The 17,848-nt window shown below is 72.4% G+C and carries 15 protein-coding genes; 3 read left to right on the top strand and 12 right to left on the bottom strand.

Translation table 11 applies throughout. From position 1 onward, the window contains the following. Nucleotides 1-155: 155 nt before the first annotated feature. From ftsY to KR546_RS19640, 10 genes are all read right to left on the bottom strand, one after another. Nucleotides 156-1,286: a signal recognition particle-docking protein FtsY gene (ftsY, locus tag KR546_RS07890; RefSeq protein ID WP_238444159.1), complete on the bottom strand. Its 1,131-nt coding sequence runs from the start codon at nt 1,284-1,286 to the stop codon at nt 156-158. Nucleotides 1,287-1,404: 118 nt separating this feature from the next. Then, nucleotides 1,405-4,968: a chromosome segregation protein SMC gene (gene smc / locus KR546_RS07885; protein WP_238444158.1), complete on the bottom strand. Its 3,564-nt coding sequence runs from the start codon at nt 4,966-4,968 to the stop codon at nt 1,405-1,407. Between the two features lie 130 nt (nt 4,969-5,098). Further along, the gene (locus tag KR546_RS07880) at nt 5,099-5,944 is read right to left on the bottom strand and encodes a DNA-formamidopyrimidine glycosylase family protein (protein ID WP_238444157.1); all 846 of its coding nucleotides are present in this window, start codon (nt 5,942-5,944) and stop codon (nt 5,099-5,101) included. Nucleotides 5,945-6,045: 101 nt separating this feature from the next. Then, the gene (rnc, locus tag KR546_RS07875) at nt 6,046-6,840 is read right to left on the bottom strand and encodes a ribonuclease III (RefSeq protein WP_238444156.1); all 795 of its coding nucleotides are present in this window, start codon (nt 6,838-6,840) and stop codon (nt 6,046-6,048) included. Beyond that, entirely contained in the window at nt 6,837-7,016 is a 180-nt protein-coding gene (gene rpmF, locus KR546_RS07870) for a 50S ribosomal protein L32 (protein WP_238444155.1), read from the bottom strand. Before rpmF ends, rnc begins: the two co-directional genes overlap by 4 nt. Nucleotides 7,017-7,307: 291 nt before the next feature. Beyond that, on the bottom strand, nt 7,308-7,859 hold the full coding sequence (locus KR546_RS07865; protein ID WP_238444154.1) for a YceD family protein: 552 nt from the start codon (nt 7,857-7,859) through the stop codon (nt 7,308-7,310). A gap of 176 nt (nt 7,860-8,035) precedes the next feature. Further along, nucleotides 8,036-8,599 carry an ATP synthase F0 subunit B gene (locus tag KR546_RS07860; RefSeq protein ID WP_238444153.1) on the bottom strand — a complete coding sequence of 188 codons (564 nt, stop codon included), beginning with the start codon at nt 8,597-8,599 and terminating at the stop codon, nt 8,036-8,038. 145 nt (nt 8,600-8,744) lie between these two features. Continuing rightward, nucleotides 8,745-9,227: a pantetheine-phosphate adenylyltransferase gene (gene coaD, locus KR546_RS07855; protein WP_238444152.1), complete on the bottom strand. Its 483-nt coding sequence runs from the start codon at nt 9,225-9,227 to the stop codon at nt 8,745-8,747. Beyond that, the gene (gene rsmD / locus KR546_RS07850; RefSeq protein WP_238444151.1) at nt 9,224-9,793 is read right to left on the bottom strand and encodes a 16S rRNA (guanine(966)-N(2))-methyltransferase RsmD; all 570 of its coding nucleotides are present in this window, start codon (nt 9,791-9,793) and stop codon (nt 9,224-9,226) included. The genes coaD and rsmD overlap by 4 nt, the downstream gene beginning before the upstream one ends. A gap of 7 nt (nt 9,794-9,800) precedes the next feature. After that, complete coding sequence (locus tag KR546_RS19640) at nt 9,801-11,963, bottom strand: S9 family peptidase (protein WP_238444150.1); 2,163 nt, start codon at nt 11,961-11,963, stop codon at nt 9,801-9,803. Between the two features lie 253 nt (nt 11,964-12,216). Here KR546_RS19640 and KR546_RS07840 point away from each other — a divergent pair, with 253 nt between their 5' ends. Next, complete coding sequence (locus KR546_RS07840) at nt 12,217-13,161, top strand: methylenetetrahydrofolate reductase (protein WP_238444149.1); 945 nt, start codon at nt 12,217-12,219, stop codon at nt 13,159-13,161. 16 nt (nt 13,162-13,177) lie between these two features. Then, on the top strand, nt 13,178-14,878 hold the full coding sequence (locus KR546_RS07835; RefSeq protein ID WP_238444148.1) for a formate--tetrahydrofolate ligase: 1,701 nt from the start codon (nt 13,178-13,180) through the stop codon (nt 14,876-14,878). Nucleotides 14,879-14,899: 21 nt separating this feature from the next. Here KR546_RS07835 and KR546_RS07830 read toward each other — a convergent pair whose 3' ends face one another. Together KR546_RS07830 and KR546_RS07825 are read right to left on the bottom strand one after the other, a co-directional pair. Further along, nucleotides 14,900-15,583, bottom strand: coding sequence for a response regulator (locus KR546_RS07830; RefSeq protein WP_238444147.1), 684 nt, complete (start codon nt 15,581-15,583; stop codon nt 14,900-14,902). Then, nucleotides 15,580-16,785: a sensor histidine kinase gene (locus KR546_RS07825; protein ID WP_238444146.1), complete on the bottom strand. Its 1,206-nt coding sequence runs from the start codon at nt 16,783-16,785 to the stop codon at nt 15,580-15,582. Before KR546_RS07825 ends, KR546_RS07830 begins: the two co-directional genes overlap by 4 nt. Before the next feature lie 156 nt (nt 16,786-16,941). Here KR546_RS07825 and KR546_RS07820 point away from each other — a divergent pair, with 156 nt between their 5' ends. Further along, nucleotides 16,942-17,841, top strand: a complete 900-nt coding sequence (locus tag KR546_RS07820) for an ABC transporter ATP-binding protein (RefSeq protein ID WP_238444145.1) — start codon at nt 16,942-16,944, stop codon at nt 17,839-17,841. Nucleotides 17,842-17,848: the final 7 nt, after the last annotated feature.

The following is a 17,848-nucleotide window of genomic DNA, read 5'->3' as shown; positions in this document are numbered from 1 at the left end:
CCGTGCCTGGCTCCGCGTCATCTGGCGCTGCTGGCAAGACCACACCGCCTACGACCCCACCCGCCACGGCAACGCGAAAGCCCACCTCACCACCGCAGCTTGACACAGGGCAACTCGGAACGTCCAGGCCCGCTTCGGCGACGCCCGGCCGAAGTTCAGGCCGGTTCGAAGAGGGAGTCGACGAACGCGTCGGGGTCGAAGGGGGCGAGGTCGTCGATCCCCTCCCCCAGCCCGACCAGCTTGACCGGGAGGCCGAGCTCGCGTTGCACGGCGACGACGATCCCGCCCTTGGACGAGCCGTCGAGCTTGGTGAGCACGATGCCGGTCACGTCGACGGCGTCGACGAACGCCCCGGCCTGGGCCAGGCCGTTCTGGCCCGTGGTGGCGTCCAGCACCAGCAGGACCTCGTCCATCGGGCCGGACTTCTTCTCCACGACGCGCTTGACCTTGCCCAGCTCGTCCATCAGCTCGCGACGGTTGTGCAACCGGCCCGCGGTGTCGACGACCAGCAGGTCGGCATCGGTCGCGATCGCGGCCATCCAGCCGTCGAAGGCCACCGAGGCCGGGTCCGCGCCCTCGTCCTTGCGGACCAGCCGGGCACCGGTGCGGTCGGCCCACAACCCGAGCTGGTCGGCGGCGGCGGCCCGGAAGGTGTCCGCGGCCGCCAGCACGACCGAACGCCCCTCGCGCTCCTCGATGGCGGCGAGCTTGCCGATCGTGGTCGTCTTGCCGGTCCCGTTCACGCCGGTGAGCATCCACACCGTCGGCTCGTCGTCGGTGGCACGTGCCAGCGACCGGTCGGGGACCTCCAGCGCGGACCGCAGCTCGTCCTTGAGCAGGGCGACCACCCCGTCCGCCTCGGTCACGCCCTCGTCGCGGGCACGACGACGGACGTCCTCCACGATCTGCATGGTGGCGGCGACACCCACGTCGGCGGAGATCAGCAGCTCCTCGAGCCCCTCCCAGGCGTCGTCGGAGACGCCGCCGCCGAACAGCTCGGCGACCGACACGCCCAGGACGTTGCGCGTGCGCACCAGGCGTTCGCGGAAGCGGTCACGGAGGGTGAGCGGCTCCGGTGGTGCCTCGGGGGCCGCGGTCTCCGGCGGTGCGGTCGCGGTGTCGGTTCCGGGCTCGCGGGTCAGCGTGTCGGTCCCGCCCCGCGGCGCGACGTCCCGGTCGTGGTCCGCGGGGGGCTGGCCGCCGCCACGCCGGAACAGGCCGACGACGACGACCGCCACCACGGCCAGCACGGAGCCGATGAGCAACAGCGTCTCGGTGAGTTCCATCTCGGGATGCCTCTCGGAGCAGTTCGGGGAGGGGGCGGGGCGCCGCGCACGGGTCACCGCCCGCCGGGGAGCCGGACCACGCAGTGTGCCGGGTGGGGCCAGCGCGGGCCGACGACGGTCAGCCAGCGGCCTCGAGCACGCCACTGGCCTCCAGCTCGTCCAGGCGCTGGGCCACGACCTTGGTCACCGCGTCGGCACCCATGGTGATCCCGTAGAGCACGTCGGCGATCTCCATCGAGCGCTTCTGGTGGGTCACCATGATCACCTGGCTCGAGCCCCGGAACGACTCGATGACCTCGAGCAGGCGCTGCAGGTTCACGTCGTCGAGGGCCGCGTCCACCTCGTCCAGGACGTAGAACGGGCTGGGTCGTGCCATGAAGATGGCGAACACGAAGGCCAGGACGGTCAGCGACCGCTCACCGCCCGACAGCAGGCTCAACCGCGAGACCTTCTTGCCCGGCGGTCGCGCCTCGACCTCGACCCCGGCGGTCAGTGGATCGTCGTCGCCGACCAGCCGCAGGCGTCCGTGGCCACCGGGGAACATGACCGCGAAGATGCGCTCGAAGGCCGCCGAGACGTCCTCCCACGCGTCGGTGAAGACCTCGCGGATGCGGTCGTCGACGGCGTCGATGACGTTGGTGAGGTCGCGACGCGACTCGCGCAGGTCGGCGACCTGCTCGGCCAGGAAGGCGTGGCGTTGCTCGAGTGCCTGGAACTCCTCGAGGGCGAGCGGGTTGATCTGGCCCAGCAGGCCGACCTTGCGCACCAGGTCGTCCTCGCGCTCGACCAGGGCGTCGCGGTCGGCGTCCTCGGCGTCGGGCTGCTCGGCCGCCAGCTCGCGGACGTCCAGCTGGAACTCGGTCCGGACGCGGTCGGCCAGTGCCTCGATCCGGTGGTCGAGGTCGGCGCGCACCATGTCGGCCTCGTGACGTCGTTCCCGCACGTCGGCCAGCGACCGGTCCGCCTCGTCGAGCTGCTCGCGGGCGCCGGCCAGCTCGCGGCGACGCTCCGCCACGACGGATCGCAGCGTGTCACGGTGGTCGGCTGCCTCGGCCAGGGACCGGTCCAGCTCCTCGCGGGCGGCCGCACACACGGTGGCCAGGGCGGCACAGCGGGCGATCCCCTCGCGACGACGTTCGCGACGACGCGCTGCCTCGGCCAGGGCCGCCTCCACCTCGACGGCCTCCCGACGCAGCTCGTCGGCCTGCTCGGCCAGGGTGCGGACCTGCTCGGTGGCGCGCTCGACGTCGACCCGGGCGTCCAGCTCGCGCTCGCGGACGACGCCGACCTGCTCGTCCAGCTCGGTCCCCCGCTCGTCCGCCTCGGGGTCCTCCTCGGCCAGCTCGTCGACCTGTGGGGGGCCGGCGGTCCGCAGCTCGGCCAGCGCGTCACGGTCGTGGCGCAGGCCCGCGTCGATCTCGGACCGGTGCGACGCCACCACGCCACGCTGGCGGGCAATCGCCTCGGCCTCGTCGGACAGCCGCGCGAGCCGCTGCCGGGACCCCTCGGCCTCGGCGACGACCCGGTGGCGCTCGTCGGTGGCCCGGTCGTGCTCGGCGCGGCGCTGCTCCAGGGCGGTGCGGGCGGTCCGGACCTCGACGGCGAGCTCGTCCAGCTCGATCGCCAGGGCCCGGGCACGCTCCTCGGCCTGGTCGGCCTGTGTCGCGGCCACGACGGCCGAGGTGGCGTCGTCGCCGGTGGCCCGCCAGCCTCGCGGCGAGGCGACCATCCCGTCGGGCGTGACCACGGTCAGCTCCGGGGCACGTCCGTGGAGCTCCACGGCGGTCCCCCAGTCCCGGACCAGGACCGCGTCCGCCAGCGCGGTCGCCAGTGCTGCCGTCACGGCATCGCCCGCGTCCCCGACCGGCACGACCAGGTCGGCGAGCCAGCGTGCTCCGGCATCCTCGCAGGCGGCGGCGGACGGACCGTCGGTGGTCGGGTCCAGCGCCGTGGACGCACCCCCGGGACGTGCCGCCAGCACGGTCGCGCCGCCGTGGCCTGGCTGCGGGACCGCGACCACGGCTTCGCCGAGCGTGCCCAGGACGGCCGCCACGGCGCGGCCGTGCTCGTCGGCGACCCGGACGTGGTCGGCGACCTGCCCGAGCAGTTCGAGCCCGTCGTCCATGCCCGTCTCGAGCAGCACGTCGGCCCCACCGCCGGCCTCGCGCAGCGCCGCCCGCAGGGCCTCGGCACGTGCTTCGTGGGCAGATCGTGATCGTTCCAGCTCGCGCTCGCGCGTCGCCAGGTCGTCGACGGCCTGCTGGGCCTCCTCCACCGCGAGGGCCGCGGCGGCGGCGGACTGCTCGGCCTCGATGACGGCGGCGTCCAGTGCCTCCTGGTGGTCCGCCAGCCCGGTCACCTCGGCGTCGACCTCCTCGCGACGCTCGTCGATGCCCTCGAGCTGGTCCCGGGCACGTCCGAACTCGGCCTCGGCGGCCTGGATCCCCCCGGCCAGCGCGGCGACCTGGGCCTCCCAGCGGACGTGGCGCTCGCGGGCGCGGGCACGGGCGCGGACGGCCGCGGCGCGCTCACGCTCGTGGTCACGACGGGCTGCCTCCACGTCCCGACGTTGCTGGGTCGCATCGTCGAGCCGCCGGTGCAGGTCGGCCAACGCCTCCTCGCGATCGGCCCGGCTGGCGTCGGCACGGTCGGCGGCCGCCCGCAGCTCGTCCGGTGGTCGGCCCGCCAGTGGCTCCTCCACCCAGTCGGCCAGGTGGCGGCGCCGGGCCGCGACCAGCTCGGCGGTGCCGCGCAGTCGCTCGCCCAGGGACGTGAGGCGGTGGTGGACCTCCTGGGCTGCCTCGGCCTCGGGGCCACGGGTGGCCAGCTCGGCCTCGAGCTCGTCGACGGACGAGCGCAGACCGGCGACCCGTTCGGCGGCTGCCTCCTCGCGCGCCCGCGTGGCGTCGTCGGTGTCTGCCTGGGCCGCCCGCTCGCGGGTCAGCCGGGCGAGGTCGTGCGCGGCCAGCTCGAGCCGGACCCCACGCAGGTCGGCCTGCAGGGAGGCATGGCGGTCGGCCTGCTCGGCCTGGCGCTGCAGCGGTCGCAGCTGCCGACGCAGCTCACGCAGCACCAGCGAGAGCTGGTGGATGTGCTCGTCGACCTGTTCGAGCTTGCGGACCGACCGCTCACGGCGACGCCGGTGCTTGAGGATGCCGGCCGCCTCCTCGATGTAGCTGCGTCGGTCCTCTGGCCGTGCGTTGAGGATCTCGTCGAGCTGGCCCTGGCCCACGATCGTGTGGAGCTCACGTCCGAGGCCGGTGTCCGACAGCAGTTCCTGCACGTCCAGCGCCCGGACGACCTCGCCGTTGATCTTGTACGTCCCGGACCCGTCGAGGTCGATCTCGCGGGCGACCGTGACCTCGGTGAACTCCTGGGCCGAGCGTGACGTCCCCACGGCCTGGGTGCCCAGCACGCCGTCGGAGTTGTCGATGGTGATCTCGACCCGTGCCTGGTTGGCCCCACGGCGGTCGGGCGAGCCCGCGAACACCACGTCGGTCATGGTCCCGCCCCGGACCCGGGACGGCGCGGCCGTCCCCAGCACCCACGACAGGGCGTCGACCACGTTGGACTTGCCGGACCCGTTGGGACCGACGATCACCGTGATGCCCGGCTCGACCTCGAGTTCGGTCGCGTCGGCGAACGACTTGAAGCCGCGCATCTTGAGCGAGTTCAGGAACACGTGGAGGGAAACTTCCTCATGTGCGTGGTGCCGCAGGGCAGGCGCTGGACGAGCACGGCTGCCGGTGCTGACCGATGGTGCCGTGTGTGTGCCGGCAACGCCACGAACCCGAGTTCACGCCGGGCACGTCCTAGTACTGGCTCTGGGGGTCGTAGTAGGCGACGACGCCGTTGCCCAGGTCGGCCTTCTCGATCGGCTTGCGTGACCGCAGGCTGGGCAGGCCCTCGCGACCGTAGACCTTCAGGTGCTCGACCGCCTCGCCCTCGTCGTCGACGGTGTCGTCGGGGTCGGGCTCGTCCAGCGACGAGCCGCGGAACTTCATGGCGGCGGCGATCACCTCGTGCATGGCGCGGAACAGGCGACGGACCTCCTGGGAGGTCAGCGAGTCGGACTCGCGGTCGTAGCGCAACCCGGCCTCGTAGAGGATCTCGTCGGAGTAGACCGGCCCGATCCCCGAGATGACGTTGGGGTCCATGAACGCCAGCTTGAGCGCCATGTCGGCATCCGCCAGCAGCGTCGCGAACTCCATCCAGGTGAGGTTGTCCTCGAGCGGGTCGAAGCCGTCGCCGGTCAGTCCCACGGCCTCGAGCGCCTCGTCGGTGGGGACGACCCCTGTCGAGACCTCGGGCTCGTCGGCGTGGTCCGACAGGTGGATCGCCCCACCGATCGTGAAGGTCACGACCAGGTGGGTGTCGGCACCGGGGTCCTCGTTGGCCGTCTCGCGGTGGAGCGACGCCGTGCCCCGGGCATCGATCACCCAGGTGTTCTCGTCGTCGAGGTCGAGGAAGATGGTCCGCCCACGTCGCCGGGCCCCCTCGATCTTCTTGCCCTCCAGCGCCTTGACGAAGTGCGGCCGCGTGTGGTGGAACGGTCGCACGATGCTGGCGGTGGTGACGATGACGTCCTTCACCCGCTTGCCGACGATCTCCTTCTCGAGGTCCTTGCGCAGGACTTCGACTTCGGGGAGTTCAAGCACGGGCGTTCTCCTCAGGTGTGCGACGACGTGTGGACGGGTGGCCGAGGTCATCGGCCGGGATCGTGGCGGTCGACGGGTCGTTGGGTGGGCGGACGGGGACGCTAGCCGGTGTGACCCCGCCCCCGGGTCCCGGCCAGGCCCACCGGTGGGACCTGGACCGTGATCGACGTGGAGTGACCGGTCAGGGTCTCGAGCGCCTGGATGGCGGCGGCCCGCTCGGCGGCCTTCTTGGTGGGACCGGACCCCTCGCCGCACCGGATGCCGTCGACGCGGACGGTTGCGGCGAAGGTTCGCCGGTGGTCGGGGCCGGACCCGACGGTCTCGTAGCGCGGCAGCTCCCCCACGGTCGCCTCGGCGTGCTCCTGCAGTGCGGTCTTGGGATCGGTGACCGAGGTCCGGGCGAGCAACTCCGCCAGCCGCGGTGCGAACAGGCGCTGCACCAGCTCGTAGGCCACCTCGAAGCCGGCATCGAGGTAGACCGCGCCGATCACGGCCTCGAGCGCGTCACACAGCAGGGACGGCTTGTCGGCTCCGCCGGAATCGGCTTCCCCGACACCGAGGTGCAGGAACTCGCCCAGGCCGAGCTCGCGGGCGACATCGGCCACCGAGCCCTCCGAGACGGCCGCGGCACGCAACTCGGCGAGCCGGCCCTCGGGATTGTCGGGACGGAGGTGGAACAGTTCGTCGGTGACGACCACGTCGAGCACGGCGTCACCGAGGAACTCCAGCCGCTCGTTGGACGCGACCTGCTGCTCGAAGGCCCACGAGCGGTGCACGACGGCACGCTCGAGCAGGCCGAGGTCGTGCAGTTGCACGCGCAGTCGGCCGGCCAGGTCGTCCAGACCCGGCCGATCGTCCTGCTCGGCGACGCCGCCACCACCCCGGGCGTGGCTCACTCGACGTCGAGGACCTGGACGCCCTTGTAGGTGCCACAGGTCGCACACGCCGTGTGGGGGCGGACGTGCGACTTGCAGCGGGGGCAGATCGTGGTGGTCGGGGCCGACGTCTTCAGCCACTGCGCCTTGCGGTGGCGAGTGCGCGATCGGCTCATCTTGCGCTTCGGGACGGCCATGGGCGTCTCCTGGGTGTGGGTCGTGAGGTGGTGGGTCGGGGCGTCACGGGCGTGCCGGGCGGTCGGGGCCGGGTGCGCGTTCGGGACCGGGCCGCGACGGCGTGCGAACACGGCGTGCGGGTCTGTCGGGGGGCTCTGGGAAGGTCGTGGGAGGAGGTCGGACGCGGGGGCCACAGGCCACGGTCGAACCGGGCGGCGCGAAGGTCGTCCGCCACGTCCACCGGACAGGGTACGGATCGCACGCGGTTTCGGCCATCCGGGTCCGGTCGTGCACCCGTCACGGTCTTGTGGTCAGTCGTCGTCGAGCTCGAGGTCGCCGAGCTTGGCCCAGCGCGGATCGGCGACGTCCTCGTCGCCGTGACCGCAGTCCGTGACATTGCGGTCGGCGCCGCACACCACGCACAGGCCCGCGCAGTCCTCCCGGCACAGCGGCCGGCTGGGCACCACCAGAGTGAGGGCGTCACGCAGCGCACGTCCCAGCTCGAGATGCACCAGGTCGTGCTCGACCAGGTAGTCCTCGCCCTCCTGGTAGTCGGCGACCTCGAGGCGACGGGGGTCGTGGAACAACTCGGCCAGCTCCACCGTGGCCTCGTCGACGATCTCCTCGAGACAGCGCGAACAGGCCATGACGAGGTCGACGTCGACCGTGCCCCGGACGAGGATCCCGTCGACGACCGACTCCAGTCGCAGGTCGGGCTCGAGCTGCCCCGCGATGGTCGCGCCGGGCGGGTCCCAGCGGACGTCGTCGGTGTCCGGGGGGACCAGCTCCGCCGGGTCGATCGCCCGCTGCAGTCGTTCGGACTGCCCGGGACGGCCGATGAGTTCCTGGACACGGACACGCACGGTGGACACCTCTGGGGCGACGGGGACGAACGGCGGCAGTGCCTCGACACCCCGAACTGGACGGGACGAGCGGGGCTGACGAACTCGACATCGACGTCTCGGAGGGGGCGCCACGTCGATGCAGGACGATCGAGCAGCCTACCACACCGAGGTCGCGTGACCCCGATCGGAGGTGGCTACAGGCCACCCTCGTCGTGGGCGTTGAGGTCCTCGACCAGCTCGTCGCCGTGGAGGCGCCCACGCAACTTCTCGCGACCCCGGTCGACGGCCTGGAGGGTCTTGTTGAGCACGATCTCGAAGTTGGCCAGCTTGCCGTCGACGTAGTCGTCGGCGTCGAGCCGCATCTGGCGAGCCCGCTCCTGGGCATCCTCGACGATGCGCGCGGCCTCGCGATTGGCGGCCTCGACCACCTCGGTGCGCGAGATCAGCCGGGCGCGCTCGGACCGGGCCTCGTCGATGATGCGCTGGGACTCGGCATGGGCCGACTCCAGCACCTCCTCGCGCTCCTTGACGACCCACCGGGCCTGGCGCAGTTCCTCGGGCATCGCGTGGCGGAGGTCGTCGATGATCCCGTCCACCTCGGCCCGGTTGAGCATGATCGAGGACGACAGCGGCACGATCTTGGCCTCGGAGACCATGCGTTCCAGTTGCCGGAGCCGGTTGTCCAGGTCGATGGCGTCGCCCCGGCCCCGGTTGGGCTCGTGGACGTCGACGACCTCGGGGACCTCGTAGTCGGACATGGCTGCTCTCGTCTCGGTCGACGGTCGCCGACCTGGTGGGGTTCGTGTGGAACATGGGGGTGGTGACGGCATGAGTTGCCACCACGATCCTACAGCCCGTCGGGTCCGTGACGAAGGACGATCCACCGCCGGCCGGCCGACGTCGTCACCCGTCGGCGAGCTTGTCGTGCAGGGCCCGGGCCACCACCTCGGGCACGGCGTGCTCGATCGTGCCACCCAGGCGCGCGACCTCCTTGACCAGCGACGAGGACACGTGCACCGCGTCGGGGCTGGCCGGCAGGAACAGGGTCTCGACATCGCCGATTCGGGTGTTCATCCGGGCCATCTGGAGCTCGTAGTCGAAGTCCCCGACGCCACGCAGGCCCTTGGCGATGCACCCGATCCCACGATCACGACAGAAGTCGACCAACAGGCCCTCGAAGGCGTCGACCTCGACGTCGTCGAGGTGGTCGACACACGTCTCGACCAGGTCGATGCGCTCCTCCAGGGTGAACATCCCGTGCTTGCCGGGGTTGACCAGGACGGCGACCACGACGTGGTCGAACCTGCGGGCCACGCGCTCGACCACGTCGAGGTGGCCGTTGGTGATCGGGTCGAACGAACCGGGCACGACCACCGCGGTGCTCACGTGCGCTCCGTGTTCCCGGTCGAGTCGACCGCCGCCTCCAGGATGCGGGTGTCACCGTAGCGTCGCTCCCGACCACCCACGAGGGGTGGTGGCCACGTGACCTCGGGCGCGCCCTTGGCCTGTTCGAGCCGGACCAGGCCGGCCGGCCCGACCACGCCGGCCACGCCGGCCAGCGCCTCGGCGAGCTCGTCGGGATCGACCCGGTAGGGCGGGTCGAGCAGCACGACGTCGAACTGCTCCCCGGCACCGGCCAGGCGGCCCAGCGCCGACCGGACGTCGGCGGCGACGACCTCGGCCCGGTCGCCCAGACCCGTGGTGTCGAGGTTGTCCGCGATCGCCCGCAGGGCGCCACGGTCCCGTTCGACGAACGTGGCGTGGGCTGCCCCGCGTGACAACGCCTCGATGCCCAGGGCGCCCGACCCGGCGTACAGGTCCAGGACCCGGGCGCCCGGGAGGTGGGGCAGCAACGACGAGAACACCGCCTCGCGCACCCGGTCAGCGGTCGGACGGGTCCCCCGGCCCCGTGGCGCCACCAGTGGGTGTCCCTTGGCCAGTCCGGCGATCACCCGCACCTCACGACCGTCCGTCCGCGGCACCAGCAGGCAGGATCCGGTCGAGCAGGAAGGCGAGCTCGTAGGCGCGCTCGGCCCAGGCGCGGTACCGCCCCGACGGTCCCCCGTGGCCCGCACCCATCTCCGTGCGCAGCAGGATCGGGGCGTCGGACGTGGTGTGGTCACGCAGTCGCGCCACCCACTTCGCGGGCTCCCAGTAGCCGACCCGCGGATCCGTCAGACCGGCCGTGACCAGCATGGCGGGATGGGCGGCGTCGACGACGTTGTCGTAGGGCGAGTAGGCACGGATGACCTCGAACCAGCGCTGCTCCAGCGGGTTGCCCCACTCCTCGTACTCGCCCACGGTCAGGGGCAGCGTCGGGTCGGACATGGTCGACAGGACGTCGACGAAGGGAACCTCGGCCAGCACGGCCGTGGCCAGGTCGGGTCGGGCGTTGACGACCGCACCGACCAGCAGTCCACCGGCCGAGCCCCCCTCGATCGCCAGCCGGTCGTGGGCCGTGGTCCCCGTGGCGACCAGGTGGTCGGCCACGGCCACGAAGTCCCGGAACGAGTTGTCCTTGCGGGCGAACTTGCCGTCGAGGTACCACGCCCGTCCCATCTCGCCGCCACCACGGACGTGGGCCACCGCCACCACGACGCCGCGGTCGAGCAGCGACAACCGGGACACCGAGAAGGACGGGTCCAGCGACAACTCGTAGGCCCCGTAGCCCGTCAGGACGCATGGTGCGGGCGTGTCGAGGTCGAGGTCGGCCCGGTGGACGATCGAGATCGGCACCGCCGTGCCGTCGGGTGCCGTCGCCCAGTCCCGCCGGGACGTGTAGTCACCCGGGTCGTGGCCGCCGCCGACGGGCTGGACCCGCACGACGTGGCGGTCGGACTGGCCGGCCGGCCGCAGCTGTGGTCCCGTCAGCCGCAGTTCGAGCTCGGTCAGCGGGGTCGTCAGGCTGGTGAAGGCGAACCGGTACCAGTCCGTGTCGTCGTCGGGGTTGTCGGCGACGGTCGAGGTGTGGACCTCCTCGGGCCAGTCCAGGATCCCGGTGTCACGGTCGCCGTCGACCGGGTCGAGGATCCGCGTCTGGACCCTGGCCGCCGTGCGTTCCGAGACGAACACCGCCCCGGCGAAGGCGTCGACACCGTCGACCCGCACGCCCGGGCGATGGGCCAGGACGTCGGACCAGTCCGACTCGTCGGCAACGCCACCCCGCCCCACCAGCGGTGCGGCGCGCACGCGGAAGTCGTCGGCGCCGTCGGCGTTGTCGGTCACCAGGAGACGATCCCGGACCCGGTCGTGCTCGACGTCGTATTCCACGCCCGGGCGACGTGGGAGGACGACCCACGGCTGCGCAGCGGGGTCGCGTGCGTCGACCAGGCGCACCTCGGTGGTCGTCGAGGACCCGACGGCGATCTCGACGAACTCCCGGCTGCGGTGCTCGCCCAGCCCCATCCAGAACCGCTCGTCGTCCTCCTGGTGGAGCAGTTCGTCGTGGTCGGGACCACCCGGCCCCCCGACGACGTGACGCCAGGCACGGTGGGGGCGCTGGGCCTCGTCAGGCTCGAGCCAGTACAGCCGCGTGGCGTCGGCCGACCAGGCGAGCCCGTAGGTCGCGCGGTCGACGACCGGGGTGTCGTGTCCCGTCGCCAGGTCACGCACGAACAGGCGGTACAGCTCCCGACCGGTCGTGTCGACGAGCCACGCCAGCCGTCGATGGTCGGGCGACACCGCCAGTCCGCCGACCACGAAGTAGTCGTGGCCGTCGGCCTCCCGGTTCTCGTCCAGCAGCACCTGCTCGCCGTCCGGGACGACGTCGGGTGGCACCGGCGCGACGTCCGCGTGGCGATCCCCGCTGGCCGGGCGTCGGCAGTGGATCGCGTAGTCCTGTCCCTCCTCGGTCCGGGCGTAGTGCACCCAGCCGTCCTCGACGACTCCCGACGACGTGTCGGTCTCGACCACGCGGGAACGGATCTCGTCGTAGATCGTCGTGCGGAGGTCGTCGAGGTGTCCCAGGACGGCCTCGGTGTAGCTGTTGTTGTCCTCCAGCCATGCTCGGGTGGCGGGGTCCTCGGGGTCGCGCAGCCAGGCGTAGTCGTCGACCAACACCTCGCCGAAGCGCTCGACGCGCTGTCGACGGCGCGGGGCGCGAGGCGGTTCGAGCACGTGCACGGGGGGTCCGGAGCGACGACGTCTGGTGGCCGAGCTGGCAGCCTACGCCACCGGGTCGGGTCGACGTTCGCACCATCATGGTCCGCGTGGAGGCGTCCAGCGGGCACACACCCTTGACAGCCCCGGCGCGGACGTCCACCATGCCGGACGACGTGCGTTGCACACAGTGGTGTTCGTTGCACATGAAGCAACATGCACCACTGACACGTGGACCTCACCGCGAGGGCGACGCCGGGTCCGGAGGAGGACGACCGTGGGTGCCACCACCGCCCCGCGCGACGGCGAAGCCGCCACCTCGTCGGACCCCGACGCCGCCGCCACCGCGGCCGCCGTCCTGGACAGCCTGCGCAACACGCGCTTCGAGCTGATCCCCCTCTCCGGCGTCGAGGCGCAGGTCCCCCACCTCCCCGACGCCTCGACCGTCACGGTCACCGCCAGCCCGACCGCCGGTCTCGAGGCGACCCTGGACCTGGTGGCCGTCGTCGCGGCGGCCGGCCACCGCGTCGTCCCCCACCTGTCGGCCCGGCTGTTCGTGGGACCCGAGCACCTGGCCGAGGTCCTGGACCGCGTCACCGAACTGGGCGTCGACGAGCTCTTCGTGCCCGCCGGCGACGCGCCGGTCGCGGCCGGACCCTACGAGGGGGCCGCGGACGTCCTGCCGGCCATCCGCGACCTGGGGTTCACGGGCCCCATCGGGATCACCGGCTATCCCGAGAGCCACCACCTCATCGACGACGCCACCACCATCCAGGCGATGGCGGCCAAGGCACCCCACGCCGACCACGTCGTCAGCCAGATCTGCTACGACCCCGCCACCACCGCCCAGTGGATCCGCGCCGTGCGGGCACGGGGCATCGACCTGCCGATCCAGGTCGGCATCCCCGGCGTCGTGCCGTTCCGCCGGCTGCTGCGGATCTCGATGAAGGTCGGACTCGGCGACTCGATCCGCTACCTCAGCCACCAGCACGGGGTCGCCCGCCGACTCCTGTCCGGCTACGACCCCGGCCACCTCGTCGACGGACTGGCCACCACCGTGGCCGACCCCGACCTCGGCGTCACCGGCTGGCACCTGTTCACCTTCAACGCGGTCGAGGCGAGCGTCGCCTGGTGGCGCGAACGCGTCGCCGCGGCACGGGCGCAGGTCGAGGCCACGACGGACGACGCCCGCGACGCGACACCCCCGACCGGATCCACCTGACCACTCGGAGCCCCGCATGCCCATGCCCACCGACCTCGACATCGCCCGTCGTGCCTCGCTCGACCCGATCACCGACGTGGCCGAGCGGATGGGCATCGGGCCCCACCTCCTCCACCCGTACGGACGTGACGTCGCCAAGATCTCCCTGGACGCCATCGACGAGCTCGCGGACCGGCCCCGGGCCAAGTACGTGCTGGTGTCGGCGGTCACGCCCACCCCGCTGGGCGAGGGCAAGACCACCACGACGGTCGGACTGGGCCAGGCCTTCGGCCACATCGGCAAGCAGGCCACGATCGCGATCCGCCAACCGTCGATGGGTCCGACCTTCGGGATCAAGGGTGGGGCCGCGGGTGGCGGCCACAGCCAGGTGGTGCCGATGGAGACACTCAACCTCCACCTCACCGGCGACATGCACGCCGTCACCGCGGCCCACAACCTGCTCGCGGCCATGATCGACAACCGGGTCCACCACGACGACGACTTCTTCACCATCGATCGCCACTCGGTGACGTGGCGCCGGGTGATGGACGTCAACGACCGCGCCCTGCGCAACATCATCGTGGGTCTCGGGTCGCGCACCGACGGGGTCATCCGCGAGACCGGCTTCGACATCACCGCCGCCAGCGAGGTGATGGCCGTCCTGGCCCTGTCGACGTCGCTGCGGGACATGCGCGAGCGCATGGGACGCATCGTCATCGGGCGGACCGTCGACGGCGAGCCGATCACCGCCGAGCAGCTCCGCGCCGCAGGAGCGATGACCGTGATCATGAAGGACGCGCTCCAGCCCAACCTGCTCCAGACCCTCGAGAACACGCCGGTCCTGGTCCACGCGGGTCCGTTCGGCAACATCGCCCACGGCAACTCCTCGGTCGTGGCCGACCGGATCGGCATCCACACCGGCGACTACCTCGTCACCGAGGCCGGGTTCGGCGCCGACATGGGCGCCGAGCGGTTCTTCAACATCAAGTGCCGCACGTCCGGCCTGGCGCCCGACGCCGCCGTGCTGGTCGCAACGGTGCGGGCGCTCAAGGCCCACTCGGGACGCTTCACGATCCGTGCCGGGCAGCCCCTGCCCGACGAACTGCTGACCGAGAACCCCGACGATGTCGTGGCCGGGGGCGCCAACCTCCACAAGCAGGTCGAGAACCTCCGGATGCACGGGGTCACGCCGGTCGTGGCGATCAACGCCTTCCCGACCGACCACGCCAGCGAGCACGACGCCATCCGCGAGCTGGCCGAGGAGGTGGGGGTGCAGGCCGTGGTGAGCCGGCACTTCGAGAAGGGCGGCGCGGGGGCGGCCGACCTCGCCGAGGCCGTGGCCGACGCGGCCGAGCAGCCCGGCGAGTTCCAGTTGCTGTACCCGGACGAGGCCAGCATCCGCGACAAGATCGAGGCCGTGGCGACGAAGGTCTACGGGGCGGCCAACGTGGAGTACGACCTGGCCGCGGCACGCCAGATCGATGCCTACGAGGACGCCGGGTTCGGCAACCTGCCCGTGTGCATCGCCAAGACCCACCTGTCGATCTCGTCGGACCCCAAGCTGCTGGGCGCCCCGACCGGCTGGACCATGCCGGTGCGCGAGGTCCGCGCCTCGGTCGGGGCCGGGTTCATCTACCCGCTGTGCGGCGACATGCGGACCATGCCCGGCCTGGGCCGCCACCCCGCGGCGGAACGCATCGACATCGACGAGGACGGCGAGATCGTCGGCCTGTCCTGAGCGCACCGAGGCCGCTCCTCGTCAGCCGGACGGGTCGACCAGGTCCAACTCGAGTGCGCGCAGGACGGCCTGTGTCCGATCGCGCACGCCCAGCTTGAGCAGGATGCTGGAGACGTGGTTCTTCACCGTGCCGGCGCTGAGGTGGAGGGCCTCGGCGATCTCGCGGTTGGGGAAGCCGGCGGCGACCAGTCCCAGGACGTCGTGCTCCCGCGGGGTGAGTTCCGGCGGGACCGGCAGGGACGGTCGGTCGGCAGTGCGCGAGCCGAGCCGCTCGAGCAGGCCCGCGGTGATCGCCGGCTGCACGAGGGTCCCGCCGTCCGCGAGCCGGTGGATCGCCGCGACCAGTTGTTCGAGCGTGACGTCCTTGAGCAGGTAGCCCCGCGCCCCGGCCCGCAGTGCCCGCAGGACCAGCTCGTCGTCGTTGAAGGTCGTGAGCACGAGGACGGCCGGCATCGGTGCGCCCCGGGCGGCCAGTTCCTCGAGCAACCCGATCCCGTCGAGGCGGGGCATGCGCAGGTCCAGCAGGACGACGTCGGGTCGATGCGTGGCGATGACCGCCAGGCCCTCGTCGCCGTCGGTCGCCTCGGCGACGACCTCGACGTCGTCGGCGAGGTCGAGCAGCCCCCGGATGCCCTCCCGCACCAGCGTCTGGTCGTCGACCAGGCAGACCCGGACGACACCTCGGCTGCTCCGGTCGGTGGTCATGGTCGCGCCGGCCCCGGCAGGGATGCACGGAGGTGGAAGCCGCCCCCGGCCGACGTGGAGGTCTCGACGGTCCCACCCACGGCCTCGACCCGTTCCCGCATCCCGGTCAGTCCGTGACCGGGCACCAGGTCCGGTGACCCGCGCCCGTCGTCGCGCACCTCCACCACCACCCCGCTGCCTGCCTCGCCGACCCGGATCCACAGGTTGCGGGCGTCGGCGTGGCGCACCGCGTTGGTGACCGACTCCTGCACGACCCGGAGCACGGTCGTGGCCCGCTCCGCGTCGGTCGGCAGGGCGTCGTCGTCCACCTCGAGCTCCACGGCCATCGGCCCGGCGACGGTGGCAGCATCGCGCAGGGCCGCGGCGAGGTCGTCGTGGGCGCCGTCCTCACGCAGGCGCCCCACGACGTCGCGGACGTCGCCCAGGAGGTCGCGTGCGATCGCCCGGGAGCGCTCGACGTTGTCGGTCGCCGCGCCGGCCCCCCGGTGGCCCGCCGCCTCCAGCTGCAGCGACAGCGCGGTGAGCTGGTGACCGATGAGGTCGTGGAGGTCGCGCGAGATCCGCAGCCGCTCCGCGGTGCGGCTCTGCACCGCCAGCTGCCGCTGCGCCTCCTCGAGCTCGACGTTGGTGCGGGCGAGTCGGGCGTTGGTCTCGGCCAGTTCGTCGTTGAGCACGGCGAGATGCTCCCGCGCACGGCCCTCGCGTGCACCGACCTCCACCGTGAACACCGCGAACCCCATGAAGCCGCCCCACGCGACGCCCTGCAGGACGGCGTCGCCGACGCCGACCCCCGGGACCGCGACGTAGACCAGCATGATCAGGACCGCCTGCCCGGCCGTCAGCACCAGGGCCGGGCGGAAGCCGATGACGAAGGTCGCCGCGGTGGCAGTGACGATCGGCAGCACGACCGAGAAGCCGTAGGCCGGCGACATCGCCACGGCCACCAGTCCGCTGACCGCCATGATCGCCACCACGATGCGCTGGCCGGTCGTGGTCTGGGATCCGGCCCATCCCCGCACGTCGGCGACCAGCACCGCCACGAACACGAGGTAGGCGGTCCACCACCCCACCGGCGAGCGCAGCAGTTCGTGGACGTCGCCGGCCAGCTGGGCGACCACCACCGGGATCGCCACGGCCAGGGTCGTGCCGATCCCCAGCCAGGCGGTCGACTGCGTCAGCCGGTCGGTGTCGATCGTGGTCATGAGGGGGACTCTACGGCTCCTGCGCGGGATCCACGGGTGCCAGAAGTCATGGGTGCAGGTCGTGACCACCGGCACGCGTGCCGACGGGGGGCCCGTTCGTACGGTCCTGGTCGTGCTGCCGGGACCAGCCCACAGCCCCGAACCGCGAGGTCCGCCATGCCTGCCACCGTCACGCTCACCGACGTCGTCAAGGACTACGCCGACGTCCGCGCCCTCGACCACCTCGACCTGTCGATCGAGACCGGACGCATCACCGCCGTGCTGGGTCCCAACGGCGCCGGCAAGACCACGGCCGTCGACCTGATGCTGGGACTGCGCCGACCGACCAGCGGACGCGTGCAGGTGCTCGGGCGTGCGGCCGACGACCGGGCCGTGCGGTCCCGGGTCGGGGCCATGCTGCAGGACCCGGGTTTCCCGGAGGCCACCACGGTCGCCGAGGTCCTGCACCTGGTCGGGGTCGCCTACCCCGACCCGATGCCGCTGCACGAGGTGCTGGAGCAGGCCGACCTCGCCGGGCTCGGCGGACGGCGCATCGCCGAGCTGTCGGGCGGCCAGCGCCAGCGCGTGGCGTTCGGCATGGCGCTGGTGGGACGTCCCGACGTGCTGTTCCTCGACGAGCCGACGGTCGCGCTGGACGTCGACGCCCGTCGGCGGTTCTGGACCCGGATCCAGGGCCTCGCCGCCGACGGCAAGACCATCGTCTTCACCACCCACCACCTCGCCGAGGCCGACGAGGTCGCCGACCGGGTCGTCGTGATCCACCGCGGTCGCGTCCTGGCGGACGGCAGCCCGTCCGCCGTCAAGGCCCTGGTCGCGGGGAGGACCATCGGCCTGACCAGCACGCTGTCCGTCCAACGCCTGGCCGCCCTTCCCGGGGTGGAGCACGTCGACGAGTCGACCACCGAGCCCGGTCCGCGACCGGTGACGCTGCACGTCTCCGACGTCGACGCGGCCGTGCACGCGCTGGTCTCGGCCGACGTCCCGCTGCACGACCTGACCGTCCGGGATGCCGCCCTCGAGGACGCGTTCGTGCACCTCGTCGCGTCGGCCACCTGACCCGCGC

The sequence above is a fragment of the Salsipaludibacter albus genome (assembly GCF_019798055.1).
Classification (GTDB): Bacteria; Actinomycetota; Nitriliruptoria; order Nitriliruptorales; family Nitriliruptoraceae; genus Salsipaludibacter; species Salsipaludibacter albus.
The sequence above is the reverse complement of the archived record's forward strand: the minus strand, read 5'-3'. Positions and strand labels throughout refer to the sequence as shown.

Bases quoted from the DNA above. Each gene is read 5' to 3' on its own strand.
- ftsY (WP_238444159.1), bottom strand. From the start codon at position 1,286: ATGGAACTCACCGAGACGCTGTTGCTCATCGGCTCCGTGCTGGCCGTG.
- rpmF (WP_238444155.1), bottom strand. From the start codon at position 7,016: ATGGCCGTCCCGAAGCGCAAGATGAGCCGATCGCGCACTCGCCACCGC.
- KR546_RS07860 (WP_238444153.1), bottom strand. From the start codon at position 8,599: ATGTCCGACTACGAGGTCCCCGAGGTCGTCGACGTCCACGAGCCCAAC.
- KR546_RS07835 (WP_238444148.1), top strand. From the start codon at position 13,178: ATGCCCATGCCCACCGACCTCGACATCGCCCGTCGTGCCTCGCTCGAC.
- KR546_RS07830 (WP_238444147.1), bottom strand. From the start codon at position 15,583: ATGACCACCGACCGGAGCAGCCGAGGTGTCGTCCGGGTCTGCCTGGTC.
- KR546_RS07825 (WP_238444146.1), bottom strand. From the start codon at position 16,785: ATGACCACGATCGACACCGACCGGCTGACGCAGTCGACCGCCTGGCTG.
- KR546_RS07820 (WP_238444145.1), top strand. From the start codon at position 16,942: ATGCCTGCCACCGTCACGCTCACCGACGTCGTCAAGGACTACGCCGAC.